This window comes from Clostridioides sp. ES-S-0190-01 (genome assembly GCF_020658275.1).
In the GTDB taxonomy this organism is placed as follows: Bacteria; Bacillota; Clostridia; order Peptostreptococcales; family Peptostreptococcaceae; genus Clostridioides.
The window spans coordinates 1-24,449 of sequence record NZ_JACVWA010000006.1 but is presented as its reverse complement, the minus strand read 5'-3'; the positions used below and the strand labels follow the sequence as shown (position 1 = coordinate 24,449).

The following is a 24,449-nucleotide window of genomic DNA, read 5'->3' as shown; positions in this document are numbered from 1 at the left end:
AGGCACTAACCTATTTATTTTTATTTAGAAATCTATAGTTTAAGAAAAATTTATTCCTACTAGATAAATATATTCACTATTATATTCTATTGAATCACCTATAAGCAACAATAAGTCCCATGTAGCATTACCTGTATTAATATTATATCATCCATACAATTTTCTTTTTTAATATTAATGATTTATAGAAAAAGATGTAGAACTCAGGACAAATATACATTAAAAGAGCCTAGATATAAATTTTATATTCTAGGCTCTTTTTTATTGGATTTTATTAATGAATTTAACTTTCCTTTTCTGTCTTTCCATCATATTTTGATATCCATTTATTTAATATAGTTTCTCTATTTTTTGCTGCTGATTTTAAATCATTATCTATCATTTGTTCTAATGGCTTTTTAGGGAATCCTTCTGGGATTGGATTTCCTGTATCAACTGTAGTAACTGCATAGTTCTTAGAATACTCATTCATTGCATCTTTACTTATTGCCCAATCTAAAAATACCTTAGAAGCTTCTTTTATATTATCTTTTTTTACAAGAGCATTTGCTTCTATATCCCATCCAGAACCTTCTTTTGGAAACACTACTTCTACTGGATAACCTTCTTCTTTTAATTTTATGCCTCTGTATCCAAAAGATATCCCTATAGGATACTCTCCTGAAGCTGCCGATGTAGCTGGAGCTGAACCTGATTGAGTATATACACCAATATTTTCATGTAACTTATCCATATACTGCCATGCTTTTTCTTCTCCCATAATTTGTATAAGCGCTGATACCGTTAAATATCCTGTACCAGAAGAAGATGGATTAGGCATAGATATAAGACCTTTATATTCTGGCTTTATCAAATCTTCATAAGAACTAGGAACTGGTATATTTTTATCTTTTAATTCTTTAGTATTTACTGTTATACCTGTCATCCAAGCATCTATTCCAACCCATGAAGGTACTTCTTTACCATCTTTAAATGCAGGGTCTATTTTATCAGACCCTTCTGGAGCGTATGGTTCTAACATTCCTTGGTCATCTGCAACTAGCAAGCTTGTGGCAGCAATCCCCCATACAATATCTGCTTGAGGATTATCTTTTTCTGCTAATAGTCTTGCTGTTATATCTCCTGTTGATGCTCTAACAACATTTAATTTAATATCTGGGTATTTTTCTTTAAATGTAGCTAAATATGGGTCTATACTGTCTTCTTCGATTGCTGTGTAAACTGTTAAATCACCTTTTGTTTTACTATCAGACTTTGAGTCTCCACCTGATGAGGCAGTGCTACATCCTGTTATTACACTCAATAAAAGTGTTGATAATACTCCTAAAGAAACTAGCTTCTTAAATTTCATCTTTACCTCCCCTATGCAACATCTTTTTGTTGCCATTTTTGTGTATTATTTTTTAATTTTTTTGTTACGAATTCATAGCAAAGTCTTACTATTATATTTGTTAAAAGCACTAATACTGCCATAGCTGCTGATGGTCCTATATATCCTATCTCATCTAACTTCAATATGGATATTGATGCAGTCTGAGTCTGAGGAGTATATAAAAATATTAATGCTGAAACAGTAACCATTGAATTTACAAAATAATATACTACTATCTCAAGTATTGATGTTATAGACATTGGTACTGTGATGTTGAAAAACACTTTATAAAAGGGAATGTTTATAGATTTTGCAACTAACTCATACTCTCTATCCAACATTTTTAGTGACGAATTTGAAGTTATAAAGCAAACAGAGTAAAAATGTACTATATTTACTATGACAAGTATAGCTGTACCACCATATAGGAAATTTAGTGGATTACTTGCTGAGTTAAAAAAAGTTATATATGATATTCCTAGCACTAGACCTGGTAATGCCATTGGTATCATAGATAAAAAGTAAGCTGTTTGTCTTAATCGTGGAAACTTATCTACTTTTTCTATCATGTATGCACTAAAAAACACAAATATAGTTCCAAATATAGCTGTTAATGTTGATATTTTTAAACTGCTTAAATAGGTTTTTAATCCGCTTCCTAAAATACCTTTAAATGTATAATGTTCCATTGTAAAACTTAGGTTATATGGCCATAATTTTATGACTGAACCTATAACTGAAACAAATATCAAAATGAAGATTAATAAAGTTATAAAACTACATGCTATTAAAAATACTCTATCTCTAAATTTGTTTTCTTTAATTTTATAAGGCATAGATTTTGCTGTTATAGTCATTCCTTGTTTTTTACTTGCCACCTTGTCTAATGTAAAAGCTATTAGTACAGGAATCAACATTACCATAGAAACAGTTGCTCCCATTGGTATGTTAAACTGCCCTACTACTTGCTTATATATATCTGTAGCTAACACATTATAGTTTCCTCCGACTACTTTTGCTGCTCCAAAGTCTGTAAATGCAAGTATAAAGGATACAAAGAAGGAGCTTACTAGTGAGTACTTTATGCCTGGAATTGTAATTTTAAAAAACTTTTTAAAATCACTAGCCCCTAAGCTATCTGCTGCTTCATAAAGTCTATAATCTGCCATTGAAAGAGCAACGGATAGTATTAAAAAAGCTTGTGGAAATGTAAACAGTATTTGAGAGACAATTATTCCTAATGGTCCATATAATGGTATCTCAAATCCCATTGTTGTAAATATTCCTTTATTTCCAAACAGGTATATAAGTGAAATACCATATAACATAGTTGGTGCAAAAAGGGGAAACATTCCCATAGTTTTAAAAAAATTCTTAAATTTTATATTTGTTCTTGTTATTGCATATGAATAGATAAATGCTAAACATAGTGATATTAAAGATGAAACTGTAGATACAAAAATTGAATTTTTAAATGATGCTATAAGACTTGGATTTTCAGCATATTTACTAAAATTTGAAATACCTATGAAGTTTCCACTTGTATCTAAAAATGCATTTTTTAATAATGATACTAAAGGAAACAATATAAATACTATTAGTATAATTAGCGAAAAAATTAAAAAACATTTTTGTATTGTACTATCACTTATCCTTCTTTTGTTTTTTGTTGTTATCATTTATTCACCCCTAGCTATTAAGCACATCCCTCTGATTTATATTCTACAATTCCTTCTTTGGGAATTTTAAAATTTATTTTAGACCCTATACATAGTTTCATTTGTTCTGCAACTTTTGAAACTATATCTAATTTTATTTTCTTAGAACAATACTCAACTGTAATTCTATAGTTAAATCCTCTAAATTCAATATCTAAAATCTCTCCAACTTTGATATCATTGTCTTTAGAATCTCTATTAAATTCTACTTTTATATCTTCTGGTCTGATAGCTATCTTATTAATACCATCATCTATAAAGTTTATTGTTCCTATAAAATCAGCTACAAAAGGGGTCTCTGGATTTTTATATACTTCTTTTGGAGTCCCAACCTGTATTATTTCTCCACTATTCATAACAACCATTTTATCCGCCAAGCAAAGTGCCTCTTCTTGGTCGTGAGTTACCATTATAGTAGTAATACCCAGTTTTCTATGTAAGCTTCTAATCTGTTCCCTAAGTTTCAATCTTACTTTTGCATCCAATGCAGATAATGGTTCATCAAGAAGTAAAAAATCTGGCTCTAGAGCAATTGCACGAGCTAGTGCGACTCTCTGTTGTTGCCCTCCTGATAATTGAGAGGGATACTTTTTCTCATATCCACTTAATTCTACTACCTCTAAAACTTCATTAACTTTCTTATCAATATTAGATTTATTTATATTTTTATTTTCTAAGCCAAAAGCTATGTTTTTGTAAACAGTCATATTTGGAAATAGTGCATATGACTGAAAAACTATACCAAAATTTCTACTTTCAGGTGGTGAGTTTGTCATATCTTTATCATTTATTATTATTTTTCCATCATGTTTGTCTTCAAGCCCTGCAATTATCCTAAGCAATGTACTTTTCCCACATCCACTTGGTCCCAATAAACAAATAAACTCTCCTTTTTCAATATCAATAGATATGTCTTTTAGCACTTTAGCTTGTCCATAACTTTTACTTACATCTTTAACTTGTAAAAAAGACATTTATAAAACCCCTCCTAAGGCTAACCTAAACTTAAATAAATCTTCTCTATTTAAGCTTTTACTTCCTAGGTCACACTCATGCTGAGAGTAAAGCCCATGATAATCTGAGCCTCCTGTAACAACTAAGTTGTATTTCTTAGCATAAGAAAGTGACTCTTTTTCTAAGTCTTTATTGTGAGATGGATGATACACTTCTATCCCATCTAATCCAACATTCACCATATCTTCAATAGCATTAAAATTGTCCATTTGCCCAGGATGAGCTAGTACGCAAATTCCACCAGAACTTTTTATAGCTCTTATTGCATCTTTATAATCTACATATTTTAAAGATACATACGCCTTACCATTTCCTCTATGAAACAACTCTTTATATAAACTTGAATATATTTTATCTGTGTATCCTTTATCTATAAGCGCTTTCATTATATGTTGTTTAAATATTCCAGTCTTTGATGAATATTTCTTTACATCTTCTAGAGATATTTTATATCCTAAATCTATAATTTTATTTACCATCTTAACAGATGCTTTATGTCTATCACAAACCATTGGATTACATAAATTTTTTATTTCTTGACTATTTAAATCTATGTTATAGCCCAAGATATGAACTCTTTTTCTGTTTTTATAATCGTATGCTGATATTTCTATACCTGGTATTATAGTTATTCCATAATTTTCTCCCAATATGATAGCTTCATCTAATCCAGACAATGTATCATGATTTGTTATTGCTAAAACACTTATATTATTTTCTGATGCTCTCTTAATTATTTCTTCTGTAGTGAAGTTATTATCTGATATGCTTGTATGACAATGTAAATCTGTTAACAATCTTTATACCTCCCTTTTATAAACTGTTTTTCCATTTACAATAGTATTTACAACTCTTGGATACTCACTATCAATATCCAATAAAACTAAATCCGCTTTTTTATTTTCTTTTATGCTACCTCTTTCACCATATATACCAACTGCTTTAGCTGGATTTGAAGTAAATAGGTTAACTGCTTTATTTAGATTGTTAGTTTCTTGTGCAACTATGCACATGGACTTTATCATTGCTGATGGAAGATAGTCTGAACAAACAATATCACAACAGTCTTCCAATATAGCATCCATTGCCTTTAAGTTGTTATTATGAGATTTCCCTCTTACAATATTTGGGGCACCTAGACAAGTTAAAACACCCAATTTCTTTGAATATTTTGCAACTTCAAGAGTTATAGGAAATTCAGATACATTAACTCCTATATTTTTTATAAAATCCATTTTTTCTAACGTATCATCATCATGTGATGCAACATTTATATTTTTAGTTTTTGCCACTCCGATGACACTGGCTATTTTATTCCAATCTAAATTATCATGTAAATCTACTAAGTCATCTAACCATGTATCTACATAATTTTCTGTTACTCCCCATACCTTAGTAGCATACTCTCTATAGAACTTTGGATTTGTATACTGACCTTGTCCTGGAGAATGGTCCATTATAGATAAATAGTCTATTTTATCTTCTTCTAACAACTCTGACACCTTCTCTAAACCTTCATGGTATAACACTTCATACCTTAAGTGAACTTTATGATTTATATTCTTACTATTTATATTTTTGTACGAATCGATATTTTCAATCATTTCCAAAGAATTATCAATACTTCTAACTCCTACTCCATCACCCAAAGATATAGAATGATAAACTGTTGTTATTCCATTTGCAGGTAGTTTTTTATCTAGTTCATAAAATGCCATATTAAATGGTAATAATGTACTTGGTCTTGGCTCTATTTCCTTTTCAATAGCATCACTATGAATATCTATGATACCAGGTATAACATATAAGTTTTTTGCATCTATTATTTCATCTATCTCGTTGAAATCTAGTAAATAATCAATCTTATCATTTGAGACTTTCTTTATTGTATCTCCTTCTATAATTAAATGGCCATTTTCTAATATTTTATCTTCCAATACAATATTTGCATTATGAATTAATTTTACCATCTAAGCTACCCCACTTTCACTTATAGTGCCTTTTGTCATAGTAAATGTTTTATCTATAACAGTCTCCATAAATTCTATATCATGAAATATCCCTATCATTGTAGTTCCTTGATTTTTAAGTTCCAACATTTTTTCTTTTACGTATATTTTAGATTGATTATCAAGTGATGCAGTTGGTTCATCAAGTAACAAAAGCCTAGGTTTTTTGACCATAGCTTGTGCTAGATTTAATCTTAATTTTTCTCCGCCAGAAAAATTATTCGGATAAGCATCCCACAAGTTTTCCTTTATTTCAAACTGAGTTAGTATATCTTTTGCCATATCATATGCACAATCTTTTTCAAATCCACTCTCAATTAAAGAATGTACTACTAGCTCAATAGCCGTTATTCGTGGAAGTGTTTTTAAAAACTGTGATACATATCCTATTTCCTTTTTTCTAAGATTTATCATTTCTCTGTCACCAATTGTAGATAAATCTATCTTTCCATATATTTCTGAGTTAAATATTATTTCTCCAGTCGTTGGGATATATGTTTTATAAATACTTTTTAATATAGTAGACTTTCCCGCTCCAGATTTTCCTATTATTCCTAAAAATTCACCTTTGGAAATTGTAAAATTTATTTCACTACACGCTTTTATAGTTTTATTTAATGCATGTAATTCAAAATCTTTGCTAAAATTATTTACTTCAAGTATAATTTCTTCCATTTTATTTAAAACCCCCATTTTACTTATTTACAAATATTATTTATAGTAGTGAATTTATAAGTTGCTGAGTATATGGATGCTGTGGGTCTTCCATTATTTGGTCTGTTAAACCAGATTCGATTACACTTCCATTTTTCATAACAATTGTCCTATCAGCAAGCATTTTTATAACATCAAAGTCATGAGATACTACTATCATAGAGATTTTAAGCTCTCTTTGTATTTCCCTTATTAAATCTAATACCTCAGCTTGTACAGAAACATCCAGTCCTGTTGTAACTTCGTCTAATAAAAGTATTGGAGGATTATTAGAAAGTGCTTTTGCTATTTGAACTCTTTGTTGCATTCCCCCACTAAAATATTTCGGTTTGTGGTCTATTCTTTCTACAGGTATATTAGTCTTTACTAGAAGCTCTTTAGCCCTATCTCTTATTTTCTCAACATTATATATATTAGCCATTAATAATTTCTCTGCTATATTCCCACCACTACTAAAATTCAAATTTAAACCAAGGTGGGGATTTTGATATACAATACCCATAAAATGATTCTTTATGTACCTCTTTTTTTGGTCTGAGAGTTCTAATATATTTGTACACTTGTCATAATTTGACATGTACACTTCTCCACTATTTGCATTCTCTTGAAAAAACAAAATCTTTAACAATGTACTTTTTCCTGAACCAGATTCTCCAACAATACCAAGAACTTCTCCTTCATAAAGTTCAAGATTTACATTATTACATGCAACTATAGAACCACAATATTTACATATATTATTACTTTCATATCCTGTACTCTCAAAACAATTTTCACATCCATCTCCATAAATAAGATTAATATTTTTTCCTATTAACACTTGTTTATCTATATTTTCTATTTTTTTGTCTTCGCCTAGTTTTGCACTACTCATTCCAAGCACCTCCAATTGCCACATCTACGCCATCATTTCTTAACCTAACTTTTTCACAATAACTTGTATCAGAACAGCTATAGTACTTTTCATTAGTATCACCATCATATACTTCATCTAGAAATGTATTTGAACTTTTACATAAACTACAATGTTTTCCTTCAAATTTTTCCTCTTCAAATTTATAGTCATCAAATTCTAAAGGTTCTACCTTTGTGTATGGAGGTATAGCGTATATTCTCTTTTCTCTACCTGCACCAAATAAAAATAAGTTATCTGACATGTTTAATTTCTTTATATCAAATCTTGGTATTGGCGATGGATTCATTAAATATCTATCATTTACTTTACATGGATACTCTGCTGCTATTGATATATCATCAAATTTAACTATATCTTCATACAGATATACCCACATCCTACTATAATCTTCTTCTGAATGCATTCTTCTTGTCTCTACTTCACTAGGCTCTACTATTCTAAGTGTCTCTGGTATTGGCACTTGAAATATCAGTATTTGATTAGACATTAATTTTTCTTCTGGTATTCTATGTCTTGTTTGAATCAATGTAGATTTTAATGTATCTTTTGTAGTTTCTACATTACTTACACTTGAAATAAAATTTCTTATATTACAAGCATTTGTAGAATCATCACTTCCTTGGTCAATCACTTTTACTACATCACTTTCACCAAGCAATGATAGGGTTAGTTGTAGTCCTCCAGTCCCCCATCCCTTAGCAATAGGTAATTCTCTTGAACCAAAAGGTACTTGATAACCAGGTATTGAAACTGCTTTTAGTATTTTTCTTCGGATTTCTTTTTTTGTATTTTCATCTAAAAAACCATAGTTATATATCACTTAATTTCCCTCCATATCCTATTTTATTCTTTCTACATCTGCTTTAAAATCTACATAGTGAGGAAGCTTAAAGTGAGATATAAACCCTAATGAATCTATACCATCTATATGAAGTAATACAAATTCTTCATCTTGGGCTAATTTTTCACTATTTGGTTCCAAAGATTTATCTAGTATAGCCATAGATATAGCCTTATTTTCATTATTTCCCATACAAAGACCATATCCTAAAGACATTTTATTTATATCTCCCGATTTATTTTTAGAATTTTCAGACTTACTTTGTGATGCTTTTGATACTATTTCACACTCAGTAACTAACATTTCTCCGATTGTTATTTGCTCATCTTCATAAATAGGATGTTTTATTTTTATATATACATCTCCTGTCCTAAGTTCACTTATATATGGATGTTCATCACCAAAACCTCTTACAATAGAATAAGCAAACCCTGATACGGCTCCACTTTCACCTCTAGTAAGTGCCTGCAATTTAGCTGACCTAGAAACTGGAAATCTTAGGCTGTTTCTTGTAATATCATCTATTACTTCTTCTAATTTATCTTCATAAGTATCCTCTTCCAACAAATTCTCTTTTCTAAATATATTAGATACTTTTGTGAATTTAGGTATTTCATTCACTTTTTCTAAGTCATTTATATAGTTAGCTTTAAAATCTCTATTTTTTTCTTCATCTTCTTTAAGCAACTCTACATTTAGTATTCTATTTTCATAATCTCTAGTTGCTCCAAGATACTGCCCTCCTGGTATATCTTTAAATGTAGCTGATATTCTTCTACCTATTCTCATTTCTTCTGTATTTATAGGTTCTGAATAGGTTACTCTAGGCATTGTTGACCTTAATGCTCTTATATAGAAAGATGCTTCTAATATATCACCTTGAGCCTGTTTTATAGCTAATGCAGATAATTCCTTATTGTATAGACTTCCTTCAGAAATCACTTTGTCCACAGCATAAGACATTTGCTCTTTAATTTGTTTTACATCTATTGGTAGGCTTTCTCCTTTTATTCTATAAAATTCAAGTATATTTTTAGCCTGTAATATAGCTTCTTCTCCACCTTTAACTGCCACATAAGCCATTATTATAATACCTCCCAACTTAATTTTGATGACCTTGGTATAAATGCAAGTTCTCCTTTGTTATCTATTAAAATCAAATCTGACCCTGTCGGATAGTCTTTATTTATCATAAGTAATCTTTCTAAGAATTCTTGTTTAACTCCATCTATATATAAATTCTTTTTAGATTTTATACCAGGACCACTTAAATAAAGTCTTATGAATTTATCTTTATAATCTGTTGATAGTTCATTTACTTGGTGTATTATAGTTGTACTTTCATCAGGATATTCAAAAGAACCTATTTTAATTTGTAGTATATCTAATTCTGAATTAATATCTAAAAACAGATAATCTGATTTATTGTAATTTACTTGGTTTGACATTGTCAGCGCTCTTATATTTTTTATATCTTCTTTAGTACAGTTTTCTATATAGAAGGTAACTTCTTGGTCTAATAAAGTAATTGCTATACCAATTGCTCCATTTGATAATTTTGTATTATTTTCTATATTTATATTATTGATGTTATTTAATTTCCCAGGAAATGAAGCACTATCTAGCAACTTTCTATATATTTCTTGCGTGTAACTTACCATGATTCTCCTCCTACTTAATCCATAGTATTGAATTGGACTTTTGTTTTATTAATTAAACTAAATTCATTAATAAGTTCTTGCTCATATCTTAAACTTTCTTCACAGATACTTTTATTTATGTAGTTCTTTAATTCATCAAATTTATTATTATTGCTATGTAAAACTGCATCTATAGTTGCCAAGCAAATAACTTTTTTTTCATTATTTTCTGCAACTATACCATAACCTAAGCTTTCATCTACCTTAACACTACACTCTGTAACTAGTATTTCTCCTAAATTAAATGTAGTATTTTTTACACTTTCGTTGGCTCTCACCATCACTGTAGCTAAGCTAGGGGCTTTAATTATAGAAATGCTTGATGTATTTTTTATCATTAAATATATTTGCTCTAATTTCTCATAGTTCATATTTATCAATATCTTAGTACTATCAACTGTATGCAAAATTTTGCCTCCTTAATCTTTCCTTTATTTACTTATTTCTAAGAATATAATATACAATCTAAGTTAAATGGATATTATGTTTGAGTTAATTCTAGTGAATATCTTGTAAATTCTTTTTTAACAATGTTAAGAAGTATGTTGTAAAACTAATAAAAAATTATAATATTACAAATAAAAAAAGCATACCATTCAAACTGAATGGTATGCTTTTTCTATATTTATAACTATTATTTTTGTATAATTGTAAATTTTATTTTTAATTTACTTATTTTATATTAAAGAACTTCTTCGCATTTTCTTTAGTAATTTTACACACTTCCTCATAAGATATTCCTTTTTCTTGAGCTATTTTATCTGCAACAAAAGCTACTTGAGAAGGATTATTTCTCTTTCCTCTATGTGGTTCTGGTGACATATATGGTGAATCAGTTTCTATAAACAGTCTTTCTAGAGGTATCTCTCTTACAACTTCTCTAGTTTTTTTATTATTTTTAAAAGTAACTGTTCCTGGAATTGATATATAGCATCCCATTTTAACATATTCTCTAGCTAATTCCACATTACCACTATAACAATGAAGCACACAACCTATTTCAGGACTCTTAGTGTTTTTTATTATCTCAAAAGTATCCGCATGTGCATCTCTATCATGTATTATTATTGGAAGCTTTAACTCATTAGCTAGTTCAATTTGTTTCTTAAACCACTCTTTTTGCTCTTCTCTTGGAGAATAATCATAATAATAATCTAACCCAATCTCTCCTATAGCCACAACCTTTTCATTTTCAGTTGCAAGTCTTCTTAGAGTGTCTATTGCTGTATCATCTAGTTTTGATACATCATGTGGATGTACCCCAACTGCCGAATATATAAAGTCATATTTTTTTGATAGTTCAATTGCTGTTATAGAAGTTTCTATATCTGCTCCTGGATTTACAACCAAATCTACACCTTTTTCTTTTAATGAACCAATAAGTTCATCTCTATCTTCATCAAAACTTTCATCATTTAAATGTGCATGTGAGTCAAATAACATTTTTTATCTCCTTACTGTTTAATTGCCTATTAGCGAACCTCGCATCCATCCTTGGCACCTTGTGTAAATGGTAGAACATAAGGGTCACCATCATCTCCTGCTGCTAATATCATCCCTTGAGATTCTACACCTCTTAACTTAACTGGTTTTAAGTTACATACCACTGTAACCTCTTTACCAACTAAATCTTCTGGTTTATAGTATTCAGCTATTCCAGACACTATTTGTCTTGTTTCTGGTCCAATCTTAACTTGTGATACTAATAATTTATTTGCTTTTGGATGCTTTTCACAACTTATTATTTTTCCTACTCTAAGCTCTATTTTATCCAAATCATCAATAGTAATTTCTTCTTTATGCTCTAAAGGTTTTTCTTCTACTGGAGGTTTCCCAGAAAACATTTTAGTTAATTCTTCTATTTCTTTTTCTACATCTAGTCTTGGGAATAAAGGTTCGCCTTTAAACACTTTTACGTTTTCTCCAATAAGACCAAATGTCTTTGTGCTTTCCCATGTAGTTATATCATCTTGACCTTGTATTCCTATATGTGCATATATCTTATTAGCAGTTTCATTCATTATAGGATTTATTAGTGTTGCAATTATTCTTATAGATTCACATAAATTATATAAAACTGTATCTAATTCATCTTTTTTACTTTCATCTTTAGCAAGCACCCAAGGCATAGTCTCATCTATATATTTATTAGTTCTTCTAACTAGTTTCCATACACTCTCTAATGCTTCATGGAATTGCATTTTATCCATTTCAGCCTCAAAATTTTCTCTAGTTGATACAGCTTGCTCTTTTAAATCAGCATCAAAATCAGTTGAAGTTTTTACTGTTGGTATTATACCACCGTTGTATTTTTCAACCATTGCTACAGTTCTACTTACTAAGTTTCCTAAATCATTTGCTAGGTCATAATTTATTCTTGTTACAAAATTTCTATGAGTATAACTTCCATCTTGACCAAATGCAAACTCTCTTAATAAGAAATATTTAAGAGTATCTATTCCATATCTTTCTATTATTGGCTCTGGATAAACAACATTACCCTTTGATTTACTCATTTTATCATCAGCAAACAATATCCATCCATGACCAAATACTTGTTTTGGAACTTCTAAACCTAAAGCCATTAAAAGTGCTGGCCATATTATTGTATGGAATCTCACTATCTCTTTACCTACTATTTGAACATTTGCAGGCCAATATTTTTTAAATTCTTCATCATTATCTGTCATATATCCTAATGCTGTTATATAGTTACATAAAGCATCTACCCATACATAAATTACATGCTTTTCATCAAAAGGAACTTTTATTCCCCAGTCAAAAGTTGTTCTTGTTACACTTAAATCTTCCAGCCCTTTATCTAAGAAATTTGCCACCATTTCATTTTTTCTAGCAGCTGGGAAACAGAAACTATCGTCTTTAAATAACTCTTTTAATCTATCTTCATATTTAGATAATCTAAAGAAATAAGATTCTTCTTTTACTAAGTATGTTTCTCTTCCACAATCAGGACATTTGTTTCCTTCTAATAACTGTGATTCTGTCCAGAAACTCTCACAAGGAGTACAATATCTACCTTCATACTCTCCTTTGTATATATCACCTTGTTCATATAACTTAGTAAATATTTTTTGTATTATATCTGTATGTCTTTTTTCTGTTGTTCTTATAAAATCGTCATAAGATATATCCATAGTATTCCATAATGCTTTTATATCTTTTATCATTCCATCAAGGTATTCTATTTCTGACATTCCTTGTTCTATTGCTTTCTTTTGTATTTTTTCACCATGTTCATCTGTTCCTGTCAAAAACTTTACATCATATCCACAGAAACGTTTAAATCTAGCTATTGTATCTGCAGCTACTGTTGAGTAAGTATGACCTATGTGTAATCCTCCACTTGGATAGTATATTGGTGTTGTTACATAAAAACTCGGTTTGCTCATATTACTTACCTCCTAATTTTTTATCGTTCATAATTATATATATTTCATTTAAAATAATAAAAAATCGCCTCCTATGATTTAACATAGGGGCGAGATTATTCACGGTACCACCCTAATTCATCTATAACGATTATGTTTCACATGAAATGTAGAAATTAACTTTATAGATACCTTAGTAGACTATAACGTGCCTAACCGTTTTACCTTAGCATATATGCTCAGATAAAAAGCTCCAAGACCATCTTCAATAAATCTTTTTACACTAGCTTTCACCTAACCTAGCTCTCTGATAGAAAAAATCCTTATCTACTCTTCTTTTCATAGCTTATAATTCATATTACAATTTATTTCTATATAATCACTATATTATAAAATTTTTCCCACATTGTCAACAAATTATACAAATATTACATAGCAAATAAAAACTGCTGCTATAACTCCTGCAACATGACTAATCATAGCGCATGACAATGTATGTCTAGTATTTTTTATCTTTAAACTCCCATAATAGATTGCCATTGTATAAAAAATAGTCTCAGAAGAGCCTACAATTGTAGCACCCATTTTTTCTACTAAACTGCCTATTCCAACTCTATGTGCAAGTTCGCTATACATTCCCAAGGCACCACTTCCAGATAAAGGTTTTACACTTATTAAACCTATTAATTCTTTTGGTATACTCATCATATTTGCTATTGGTGTAAATAACCATTCTAACATATCAAGGCCTTTACCAGTTTTAAATATTCCTATTGCTAAAAATATACCTATTATATAAGGTAAAATATCCCATGCAGCCTTTAAACCATCAATTGCCCCTTTTACAAAACTATCATATACATCTATTTTTTTATATTTACCATAAACTACTATGTACAAAATTATTACTGGTATAAGTAAGTTTGAAAATACTTCCATATATCTACATCCCCTTTATCTATATCTTCTTTGAAAAAATTTACATGTTATTATTGCTATTGCTGTAGATATTATGGTTGCAAATAAAGTTGTAAAAATTATTTCACTTGGGTTTTGAGCTCCCATATCCATTCTTAATTTAATTATAGTAAATGGAATTATCTGTATAGATGATATGTTTATTACCATAAACATAATCATATCATTGGTAGCTGTATCTTTTTTGTTATTTAAAGTCTGAAGCTCACTCATTGCTTTTAAGCCAAATGCTGTTGCACCATTACCAGCACCCAACATGTTCAAGGCAATATTCATAACTATATAAGACATTGCTTTGTGACCTTTTGGAATAGAAGGAAACAATCTTCTCATTATAGGATTTAATTTCTGACCTATTTTTTCAATCAAGCCTGACTCTTTTGCAATATTCATTATACCCATCCAGAGTGCCATAATACCAGCTAGACTTATTGCAAATTCTATACCTTTTGATGTTTCACTCAATATAACTTTATTTAATTCTCCCATATTTTTAGAAATCAAACTTCCTATTATTCCTATTGATACCATGTAAAACCATATTTTTCCTATTATAATCAACCTCCTCTTTAAATAATTTTATGATAGTTAGGTAATACTTTATACTTGAAAGTTGTACTATATTATGTTTTAGTATAAGTGTGGGAGTTTTTATAATTTTTAATATTTAATAATAATTAAGGAGAGAAATAATGAGAAATCTAACACTTCTTACTGATTTATATCAGCTTACTATGTTAAATGGCTATTTTGAAAAAAATATTCACGAAGACATTGTTGTATTCGATATGTTTTTTAGAAAAAACGCTTGTGATGGAGGGTATACTATAGTTTGTGGTATTGATCAGGTTGTTGAATACATAGATAACCTTCATTTTTCAGATGAAGATTTGGAGTACTTAAAAAGCTTAAATTTATTTTCTGACAAGTTTTTAAAATTTTTGAAAGAGTTTAAGTTTACAGGAGATATTTATGCTGTTGAAGAAGGGACTATAATGTTCCCTAATGAGCCATTGATTACTGTTAAAGCACCCTTGTATCAAGCTCAACTTATTGAAACAGCATTGTTGACAATAGTCAATTTTCAATCTCTTATTGCTACGAAAGCATCTAGAGTTTGCTTTGCAGCTCAAGGAGATACTGTACTTGAATTTGGATTACGTCGTGCACAAGGTCCAGATGCAGGTATATATGGAGCTAGAGCTGCTGTAATTGGTGGCTGTTCTGGAACTGCAAACGTATTAGCTGGAAAGATGTTTGATGTTCCTATAATTGGTACACATGCTCATAGTTGGGTACAAAAATTTGATACTGAGCTTGAAGCATTCCAAGCATATGCTGATGTTTATCCAGATAAATGCCTACTACTTGTGGATACTTATGATGTATTAAATAGTGGTGTACCTAACGCAATAAAAGTCTTCAAAAATATTTCTGAAAAAGGATACAAACCTATGGGTATAAGACTAGACTCTGGAGATTTAGCTTATCTATCTAAAGAAGCAAAGAAACAACTCGATAGTGCTGGTTTTTCAGATATTAGTATAACTGCATCTAATGACCTTGATGAATACACTATAACATCACTTAAGGCAGAAGGAGCTACTATAAATTCATGGGGAGTAGGTACGAAACTCATTACATCTTTCGATTCACCTTCTCTTGGAGGAGTTTACAAATTAGCTGCATCTTGTGAAAAAGGAACGCTTGAACCTAAGATAAAGATTTCTGAAAATCCAGAAAAAATAAATAATCCTGGTTACAAGAAAGTTATAAGAATATATAACGAGGACAATAAAGCAGAGGCAGATTTAATTATGTTACATGATGAAGTTATAGATGAATCTAAACCTTTAGAAATCTTCCATCCTACATATACATGGAAAACGAAGACGTTTACAAATTATAAAGTTAAAGAGCTTCTTAAGCCATTGTATATAAAAGGAATATGCAAATATAATAAAAAACCTGTTCTTGAAATAAGAAATCATGTACAATATGAATTAAGTACTATCTGGGAACAATACAAAAGACTTTCGAATCCACACATTTACAAGGTTGATTTATCTAGAGATCTTTGGTATTTAAAAACAAAAATGATAGATTCTAAAAAAGTTTTATAGGCATTAATTATTTTTATTTAAGGGGGACTGTTTATTTATGGATGTTACAGATTACAGAATCATAGAAATTTTACAGGATGATGGGAGAATTTCTATGAAGGACTTAGGAAAAATAGTTGGTTTAACTTCTCCTGCAGTTTCAGAAAGAGTCAAGAGATTAGAAGAATCTGGTGTTATAGAAGGATATAAAGCAATTGTTAATCCAGATTCATTAGGTAGAGTTATAAAAGCGTTTATTCACATATCTCTTCCAAGTAATGGATATACAGAATTCATTGAGTCTGCTGGAAAGGACCCTAGAATTGTAGAATGTCACCACATAACAGGTGATGATTGCTTACTTTTAAAAGTTATTGTAAAAGATATGTATGAATTAGAAAACGTGATTGATACTATAAAGAAAATAGGTTCTACCAAGACATCTGTTATATTATCAACACCGATACAAGCAAAATCAATATTGTAAGATAAATTGAACATTAATGGTTTATTCGCTAATACACCATTAAATATTTTTAATAAAATTTTAAGTTTTGATGTAAAAAAAGTTGTCTTTTTTAATTCTATTAAAGACAACTTCTTTTAGGTTTTTAAAGTTTGTATATTTTAAATTTAAATCAATTGTATAAGTCTTAAATTATATTAACTAAATAAGTCTTAAATTATATTAACTAACTTTATACATTTGTATAATTACTCTTATATAAGTAATTTGTTAGAATATATTCCATATAGGTCTTTAATACTCCTACTTCTTCATCCTTGCCTAATAATTTTATAGTAGATACTATATCTGCATATCCAAGTAATATTATACCTATAGTATCTTCATCTACTAAATTAAATACATTAGCTAACTCTTTTTTACTCAAATCATTTTTCTTATATAAAGATAAAAGTGTCATATGATATCTTACATATTTACTTATAAGTTTATATGTCTGTATTGATAACTCTAAATTTGTACCCATATTATTTACTATTTGTGCACCTATTTTTTCATGATTTGTAAAATGAACTCTACCTGTTTCATCTAAAGTTACACTATCTGGCTTTCCTATATCATGTAAAAAGATTCCTAACTTTAATGCTTGTGACTTATTTATTTCATCATCAATATATAAATTCAAATAATTTGACACATGTTCTCTCAAATGATTTGGAAAAAATTCTTTGTCATTTAGCACTACTTCTAATTCTTTTAATGCATTTATAGAATGTTCAAAACAGTTAACAACATGATATTTACATTCTCCTACAGATTTCATTGCTTTTACTTTAGGGATTGCTTTTTCTAGTTCATTCTTTTTATCCAACTCTATAAACGTTTTATGTGTATCTTTCCTTTTTAAACTCTCTATTATAATTTTTCCTATTTCCATAAAATCACCTCAGATTCAGGTTTTATAAATCCAGAACTTGTTTATAAACAATATCCTTTTTTAATTTTCTATCTTTACAAACTACTTTTATTGCATCTTTTTTGTTCATACCACTTTCAATTAACTTTAAAACATATTCTCTATCTGTAAGAGCATCATAATCTCTTTTTTCTGATTTTTCACCATAGAAACCTTCTACTATTAATACAAACTCTCCTCTTACTTCGTTTTCTTCAAATATTTTTATAACAGTTTCTATATCTTCTCTTATTATCTCTTGATATTTTTTTGTGAGCTCTCTATTTACAGAAATTTTTCTATTTCCAAGAATTTTAAGCATATCTTTTAGTGTATCCTTCAATCTATGTGGTGATTCATAAAAAATTATAGTTCTGCTTTCCTCTTTTATTTCTTCTAGCTGTTGTCTTCTAACTTTTTTATCTCTATCCAAAAAACCTTCAAAAACAAATTTATGTGTATCCATACCAGAGCCAACCAACGCTGTTACAAATGCTGTTGCTCCTGGTAATACTTCTATCTCTATATTATTTTGTATGGACTGTCTTATTATCTCTTCTCCTGGGTCAGATATACCAGGCATACCTGCGTCACTTATTAAAGCTATGTTTTCTCCATCAATTAATTTATTGATTAAATAATCGCCTTTTGAATCTTTATTGTGCTCATGATAGCTAGTCAAAGGTTTTGAGATTTCAAAATGATTTAAAAGCTTTATACTGTGTCTTGTATCTTCTGCCGCAATTAAATCTACTTCTTTTAAGATTCTTAAAGTCCTATACGTTATATCCTCTAAATTTCCAATTGGTGTTGGACATATGTACAATTTTCCACTCATCTATAACTCTCCTATATCTTCATTATTATATATTGATTTTAATTCTTCTGTATAATTACCATCTTCTCCATAGACATATAGTGGGTCTAATATCTTAAGCTCTGGTCTGCCATCTTTTACAAATTGAACCAAAACCAAATTAGGTGCTTTTTTAGGTCTTGGATGAACAAACTGAATAACTTTTGGCTCTAATCTGTATTTTCTCCCTAAAGTTATTATATCAACCAATCTTGTTGGTCTATGTATCATGAAAAATTTACCTCTAGGCATAACTAATCTAGATGCGGTCTTTATTACATCCTCTAGATTACATTTTACTTCATGCCTTGATATTGCTTTTTTATCATTTGGATTTTTTATACCATCAATATGCATATATGGAGGATTTGATGTAACTACATGATATCCATTAACTTCCAAAACTTTGTCTATTGATTTTATATCTCCATTTATAATCTCAACTCTTTCTTCCAAATTATTTAGTTTTATAGAACGAGTTGCCATTTCATATACATCATCTTGTATTTCTACACCAATAATTTTCTTAGCTTCACTTTTACCTGCAATTAGAACTGGTATAATTCCTGTACCAGTGCCTAAATCAACAACTTTAGCATCTTTTTTTACTTTTGCAAAATTAGCTAATAAAACAGCGTCTATACCAAAACAAAACCCATTAGTATCTTGTATAATTTTAAGACCTTTTAATTGTAAATCGTCGATTCTCTCTGAATCTTTTAATTGTATGCCCATATATAACTCTCCTCAAATATTAGTAGCTCTAAGCATTAATTGCTTTAAAAAAGGTAGGAGAAGCCCTACCTTAAATTTAATCTTCTAATTTCTTTAACTCCTTTAGTGTAGCTTCATCTAATCCATCATTGCCCTTGCATTTACCACCACAGCCCTCACACTTTTTAGGCTCTTTAAGTATTTTTATATCTTCTCTTGTATATATTTTTACTGTTTTGTCTTGGAATTCCACTTTGATTTGTTCTAGCAAAGGATTTACCTCTACAACTTTTCCTTTTCCATCATCTGATTGCACCAATGCACCCACAACAGGCATTTTTTCTATTGCTTCACTATATACATCATGTTCATATTTTAAGCAACAGAATAATCTTCCACATATACCAGATATCTTTGTTGGATTTAAAGATAAGCTTTGGTCTTTTGCCATTTTTATTGAAACTGGTTGAAAATCACCTAACCAAGAAGAACAGCAAAGCTTTCTACCACAAGGTCCTAGACCTCCTATAGACTTTGCCTCATCTCTAACACCGATTTGTCTAAGTTCTATTCTAGTCTTAAATATGGCAGCTAAATCTTTTACTAATTCTCTAAAATCTATTCTACCTTCTGCTGTAAAGTAAAAAATCAATTTATTTCTATCAAATGTATATTCGCAATCTATTAAAAACATTGTTAACTCATGTTCTTTTATCTTTTGTTGACATAATTCAAAAGTCTCTTTTGCTTTTTCCTTATTTTCTAAATATATTTTCTTATCTTCTTCTGTAGCTATTCTTATAATTGGCTTTAAAGGAGAAACTAATTCGCTCTCGTCCATTTCTTTTGGCCCAACCACTACTTTACCATACTCTAAACCTCTTGCAGTTTCTACAACTACATCCATATCTTGCTCTATATTAAAATCAACAGGGTCAAAATAATATATTTTCCCCGCACTTTTAAACCTAATTCCTACTATTTTTATCATTTAATCACCTCGTATATATTTAAAGACATAACTTGTATGCTTATATTGAAATTACAATTACTTTTAATTTTAGTCTTTGTACCTTCTATTATATCAATAATTTTAGATAATTGAGAATAACTAATTTTTCCACTCATGTTTTGGATAAAAACTAGCTTATCTATATTTATTAACATATCTCTATTTACATTTTCTTTTAATAAAATAATGTCTCTAAAATAGTTTATCATAATATCCAATAAACTTATAATCTGATTTCTATATTTCTCCATGTTATTTGGTATATTTAGAATCTCTACTATATTTTTATCTAGCATTATTTGGATATATTGTTGTATATCGTCCCTCATTACTGAAAACTCAGCCGACTGAGATAAGTCTAAAGCATTTTCAATACTACCTCTTGAAAAAGTGGCCAATATTTGGGCTCTTTCTTCTTCTATGCCCTTATTTATTAAATAAGTTTTTAAATCTGCTATTGGTATAGGCGAAAACTTTATTATGTCACATCTAGATTTTATCGTTTCTAATAATGATTCTTTATTATTTGTGACTAAAATTATTATAGCGTAACTTGGAGGCTCCTCTAATGTCTTTAAAAGGGCATTTTGAGCTTCTACCGTCATCTTTTCAGCATTATTTATTATATATATTTTATAGTCTTTATGAGGTCGTACTACTATATCTGATTGTAAGTTTCTAATCTGAGCTATTTTTATACTATTTCCATCTGGATTTATAAGTACATAGTCTGGACTATTTTCTAGATTTACATAGTCAAGTAACAATTTTGATAGCTCATCAGCAAATTTCTTTTTTCCTATTCCATCTATTCCTTCAAACATATACGCATTATTAAGTTTATTTTTATTTATAGAATTTATTAAATATTTTTTTGCAAAATCTTGTCCTATAATATTTTCAAAATACATATTTATCTCTCCATAGATTTTATTGAATCAAGAACTATTTCATAAACTTCATTATGTATACTTTCAATACTTCTTAATTTATTATTTGAAACACAATTTATTTTTTTCCAATCATATTTATCTGCTATATATAGAGCATTATTATAAGATTTCTTTAAATACTCTATATCACTTTCATGAATATCTTTCTCTTTTTCTCCTGTAATTTTGTTTTTTCTATTCTCCATAAGTTTTTCACTAAACTCAATAGGAACATCTAAAAATACAACACAATCAGGTTGAGGTATTTTAAATAAATTAAATTCATAATCAGCCAGCCAGTTAAGATATTCCTCTCTATCAGCAATGTCCATTTTAGAAGCTTGGTGCACCATATTAGAGGTTGTATATCTATCAGCGATAATTATTCCACCTTTATTATAAAATTCCTCCCAATCGGTTTTAAATGATGCATATCTATCCGCTGTAAAAAAAGTTGATGCTATATATGGGTCTACATCTGAGGCATTTTTACCAAAATCCCCTCTCAAATACATTTTTACCAAAGCAGATGATTGAGACTCATAGTTTGGATATTCTACCTTCTTAATCATATAGCCTTCTTTTTTTAGTCTTTCATATAATTTTTTTGTTTGAGTTGCCTTTCCACTCGCATCTGAACCACTCTCTATAATTATTAACTTACCTCTCATTTTAATATCCTCCATCTAAACATTTTGCCTATTTTAGTATATTATTCAAATAAATTTATATATAAATATTCTATAGATTCTTCATAGTAATCCTACTTTATATATGTTCTAAATCTATTATTTCTATAAAATTTAAAGTCATATCTTTAAGTCCACTTATAACCATACCTTTAGAACTACAAAACTTTAAATAATCTATTATTTCTTTACTTATTATTTCGCCAGGGGATATTATATTTATCCCTGGTGGATATGGTACTATAGATTCTCCACATACTTTACCTATGCTGTCATATATTTTAACACTTTTTTTAGTTTTATAAAATGCTTCTCTAGGTGTTAATATTTTCTGTGGAATATCAACAGGATATTTTATGTTATCTAGTTTTGTAGATTTAAATTCTTTTATTACAATATCATCTAATGCCGTTTCTAAACTAATGAAATCTTGAGTACTATTTCCTATTGTACAGATTAATAGAACGCCATAATAATTAGACAACTCTACCTGTATATTATATTTTTTTCTTAAGATATTTTCTAATTCATATCCTGTTAATCCTATATTTTTAGCAGATATGAATACTTTTGTTTTATCATTTGTACTATATATTTCAAGATTTTTATTAACATTATTTTTGAAATTTTGGATATTATCTAAAAGTTCTTCCATTAATTCCTTGCCTTTATTTTCATATATATCTACAGCTAATTCTAGTGAAGATAATAATAAGTAAGAAGGACTTGAAGATTCAGTAATTCTTAACATGTTTGAAATTTTATCTAAGTCAACTCTATCTTCCTGTACATGTATCATTGATGATTGAGTAAAAGATGGAAGTGTTTTATGAGTACTTTGTATAACCACGTCTGCACCTTGCTCAAGAGCTGTTTTAGGAAGTTTCTCACTAAGTCCTAAATGTGCACCATGTGCTTCATCTACTATTACTACCATATTTTTGCTATGTGCGTAATTACAGATATATTCCAAATCATATGTCATTCCATAGTATGTAGGATATGTAAGCAATATTGCTTTTGCATCTAAGTTTTTATCTATTATATCAATTACATTTATTACATTCACACCTTTTAAAATATTAGTATTTTTGCATATTTCGCAAGGAATATATTCTATATCTACATCACCCAAAATACATCCGTTTATAACAGATTGGTGACAGTCTCTATTCACAATTATTTTACTTTTAGGATTACACACTGACATTATTGCAGATTGGATGCCACAACTGCTTCCATTTATTAAATAATATGTATAATCACTTTTAAATACCATTGCAGTATTTTCTTGAGAGACTTTTATAATTCCTTCTGGGGAATGTAAATTATCTGTCCCTATTATCTCAGTTGTATCCATTTTATACAAATTTTCTAATACATTTATATATCCTAATTTTTCATATATTTTTCCCTTTTTATGTCCAGGCATATGAAAAGATATTACTTCTTTATTTACAATTTCACTCAATTCATTAATTATAAACATATATTACTCCTTTTTCCCTACTGTTACCACTTGTTTGAAAACTTCGATTCCTATCTATTTTACCATTAAAAAAGATACAAATTAATATTTTTATAAAATAAAATACCTCATTCTAAATATTTAGAATGAGGTATTTAATATAAAAAAGTAAAAATTGAATTATTCTCTGTCATCAGACATTAAACTTGGTATTAAATACAATCCAGCTAGACCCACAACAAAGTATATTATTCTACTTATCATTTCATATGTTCCACCGAAAATGCTACCTATTAAATCTGTTCCTAGAATACCAATTGCTCCCCAGTTAAGTGCACCAATTATAGCTAAAACTAAAGCAACTTTCTTCATTCATATCACTCCTTAAGAATTAAATTTTTATGATAATCCATAATTCCTGTGTTTAGTTTTCCCAAAATGAAAAAAGAAATACATAATTTTTTTGTTTTTTTTGACAAAAATAAAAAAAATTACGTGGCTACGTCCTACTCTCCCAGGCAGTTTCCCACCAAGTACCATCAGCGCTAGAGAGCTTAACTTCTGTGTTCGGAATGGGAACAGGTGTATCCTCTCTGCTATTGTA

The 24,449-nt window shown here is 29.1% G+C and carries 25 protein-coding genes, 1 rRNA gene and 1 other annotated feature; of the genes, 2 read left to right on the top strand and 24 right to left on the bottom strand.

The features are described from left to right. Positions 1–283: 283 nt before the first annotated feature. From IC214_RS01010 to IC214_RS00940, 15 genes are all read right to left on the bottom strand, one after another. Entirely contained in the window at positions 284–1,351 is a 1,068-nt protein-coding gene (locus IC214_RS01010; RefSeq protein ID WP_227863289.1) for a putative 2-aminoethylphosphonate ABC transporter substrate-binding protein, read from the bottom strand. 11 nt (positions 1,352–1,362) lie between these two features. Then, a complete protein-coding gene (locus IC214_RS01005) occupies positions 1,363–3,051 on the bottom strand; it encodes a putative 2-aminoethylphosphonate ABC transporter permease subunit (protein ID WP_227436349.1) in 1,689 nt (562 codons plus the stop codon). A 17-nt stretch (positions 3,052–3,068) separates the two neighbouring features. Continuing rightward, entirely contained in the window at positions 3,069–4,064 is a 996-nt protein-coding gene (locus IC214_RS01000; protein ID WP_227436351.1) for an ABC transporter ATP-binding protein, read from the bottom strand. Continuing rightward, the gene (locus tag IC214_RS00995; protein ID WP_227436354.1) at positions 4,065–4,901 is read right to left on the bottom strand and encodes a PHP domain-containing protein; all 837 of its coding nucleotides are present in this window, start codon (positions 4,899–4,901) and stop codon (positions 4,065–4,067) included. It lies immediately after the preceding gene. A 3-nt stretch (positions 4,902–4,904) separates the two neighbouring features. Beyond that, positions 4,905–6,074, bottom strand: a complete 1,170-nt coding sequence (locus IC214_RS00990; RefSeq protein WP_227436356.1) for an alpha-D-ribose 1-methylphosphonate 5-triphosphate diphosphatase — start codon at positions 6,072–6,074, stop codon at positions 4,905–4,907. Beyond that, on the bottom strand, positions 6,075–6,788 hold the full coding sequence (locus tag IC214_RS00985; protein ID WP_227436358.1) for a phosphonate C-P lyase system protein PhnL: 714 nt from the start codon (positions 6,786–6,788) through the stop codon (positions 6,075–6,077). A gap of 40 nt (positions 6,789–6,828) precedes the next feature. Further along, positions 6,829–7,701, bottom strand: coding sequence for an ATP-binding cassette domain-containing protein (locus IC214_RS00980; RefSeq protein ID WP_227436360.1), 873 nt, complete (start codon positions 7,699–7,701; stop codon positions 6,829–6,831). Further along, positions 7,694–8,563 carry an alpha-D-ribose 1-methylphosphonate 5-phosphate C-P-lyase PhnJ gene (locus tag IC214_RS00975; RefSeq protein ID WP_227436361.1) on the bottom strand — a complete coding sequence of 290 codons (870 nt, stop codon included), beginning with the start codon at positions 8,561–8,563 and terminating at the stop codon, positions 7,694–7,696. The genes IC214_RS00980 and IC214_RS00975 overlap by 8 nt, the downstream gene beginning before the upstream one ends. A gap of 18 nt (positions 8,564–8,581) precedes the next feature. Then, a complete protein-coding gene (locus tag IC214_RS00970) occupies positions 8,582–9,667 on the bottom strand; it encodes a carbon-phosphorus lyase complex subunit PhnI (protein ID WP_227436363.1) in 1,086 nt (361 codons plus the stop codon). A 2-nt stretch (positions 9,668–9,669) separates the two neighbouring features. Then, positions 9,670–10,245 (bottom strand): phosphonate C-P lyase system protein PhnH, encoded by a 576-nt coding sequence (gene phnH, locus IC214_RS00965; RefSeq protein ID WP_227436365.1) that lies wholly within the window; start codon positions 10,243–10,245, stop codon positions 9,670–9,672. Positions 10,246–10,259: 14 nt separating this feature from the next. Next, positions 10,260–10,691: a phosphonate C-P lyase system protein PhnG gene (gene phnG, locus IC214_RS00960; RefSeq protein ID WP_227436367.1), complete on the bottom strand. Its 432-nt coding sequence runs from the start codon at positions 10,689–10,691 to the stop codon at positions 10,260–10,262. Between the two features lie 265 nt (positions 10,692–10,956). Continuing rightward, a complete protein-coding gene (locus IC214_RS00955) occupies positions 10,957–11,727 on the bottom strand; it encodes a TatD family hydrolase (protein ID WP_227436369.1) in 771 nt (256 codons plus the stop codon). 29 nt (positions 11,728–11,756) lie between these two features. Then, on the bottom strand, positions 11,757–13,694 hold the full coding sequence (metG, locus tag IC214_RS00950) for a methionine--tRNA ligase (protein ID WP_227436371.1): 1,938 nt from the start codon (positions 13,692–13,694) through the stop codon (positions 11,757–11,759). A gap of 82 nt (positions 13,695–13,776) precedes the next feature. Next, positions 13,777–14,025 (bottom strand) — a binding site (T-box leader). Between the two features lie 65 nt (positions 14,026–14,090). Next, positions 14,091–14,612, bottom strand: coding sequence for a spore maturation protein (locus IC214_RS00945; protein ID WP_227436373.1), 522 nt, complete (start codon positions 14,610–14,612; stop codon positions 14,091–14,093). 15 nt (positions 14,613–14,627) lie between these two features. After that, the gene (locus tag IC214_RS00940) at positions 14,628–15,212 is read right to left on the bottom strand and encodes a nucleoside recognition domain-containing protein (protein ID WP_227436375.1); all 585 of its coding nucleotides are present in this window, start codon (positions 15,210–15,212) and stop codon (positions 14,628–14,630) included. Between the two features lie 131 nt (positions 15,213–15,343). On the opposite strand from IC214_RS00940, the gene IC214_RS00935 reads away from it, so the two are divergent. After that, on the top strand, positions 15,344–16,774 hold the full coding sequence (locus tag IC214_RS00935) for a nicotinate phosphoribosyltransferase (protein ID WP_227436377.1): 1,431 nt from the start codon (positions 15,344–15,346) through the stop codon (positions 16,772–16,774). Between the two features lie 37 nt (positions 16,775–16,811). Continuing rightward, positions 16,812–17,240, top strand: a complete 429-nt coding sequence (locus tag IC214_RS00930) for an Lrp/AsnC family transcriptional regulator (RefSeq protein ID WP_021386461.1) — start codon at positions 16,812–16,814, stop codon at positions 17,238–17,240. 211 nt (positions 17,241–17,451) lie between these two features. Here the strand turns inward: IC214_RS00930 and IC214_RS00925 are convergent, their stop codons facing one another. From IC214_RS00925 to rrf, 9 genes are all read right to left on the bottom strand, one after another. Next, entirely contained in the window at positions 17,452–18,156 is a 705-nt protein-coding gene (locus IC214_RS00925; RefSeq protein WP_227436379.1) for an HDIG domain-containing metalloprotein, read from the bottom strand. A 22-nt stretch (positions 18,157–18,178) separates the two neighbouring features. Continuing rightward, positions 18,179–19,012 (bottom strand): 16S rRNA (cytidine(1402)-2'-O)-methyltransferase, encoded by an 834-nt coding sequence (rsmI, locus tag IC214_RS00920; RefSeq protein WP_227436381.1) that lies wholly within the window; start codon positions 19,010–19,012, stop codon positions 18,179–18,181. Beyond that, positions 19,013–19,765: a tRNA1(Val) (adenine(37)-N6)-methyltransferase gene (locus tag IC214_RS00915; protein ID WP_227436384.1), complete on the bottom strand. Its 753-nt coding sequence runs from the start codon at positions 19,763–19,765 to the stop codon at positions 19,013–19,015. 76 nt (positions 19,766–19,841) lie between these two features. Next, on the bottom strand, positions 19,842–20,735 hold the full coding sequence (locus IC214_RS00910; protein WP_227436386.1) for a stage 0 sporulation family protein: 894 nt from the start codon (positions 20,733–20,735) through the stop codon (positions 19,842–19,844). Further along, positions 20,732–21,667, bottom strand: a complete 936-nt coding sequence (locus IC214_RS00905; protein ID WP_227436388.1) for an ATP-binding protein — start codon at positions 21,665–21,667, stop codon at positions 20,732–20,734. Before IC214_RS00905 ends, IC214_RS00910 begins: the two co-directional genes overlap by 4 nt. Positions 21,668–21,669: 2 nt before the next feature. Next, the gene (locus IC214_RS00900) at positions 21,670–22,359 is read right to left on the bottom strand and encodes a dTMP kinase (protein WP_227436391.1); all 690 of its coding nucleotides are present in this window, start codon (positions 22,357–22,359) and stop codon (positions 21,670–21,672) included. Between the two features lie 97 nt (positions 22,360–22,456). Next, complete coding sequence (locus IC214_RS00895) at positions 22,457–23,866, bottom strand: aminotransferase class I/II-fold pyridoxal phosphate-dependent enzyme (RefSeq protein ID WP_227436393.1); 1,410 nt, start codon at positions 23,864–23,866, stop codon at positions 22,457–22,459. Positions 23,867–24,025: 159 nt separating this feature from the next. Continuing rightward, positions 24,026–24,217, bottom strand: coding sequence for a DUF378 domain-containing protein (locus IC214_RS00890; RefSeq protein ID WP_227436395.1), 192 nt, complete (start codon positions 24,215–24,217; stop codon positions 24,026–24,028). A 121-nt stretch (positions 24,218–24,338) separates the two neighbouring features. Then, positions 24,339–24,449, bottom strand: a 5S ribosomal RNA gene (rrf, locus tag IC214_RS00885); the annotation flags it as partial.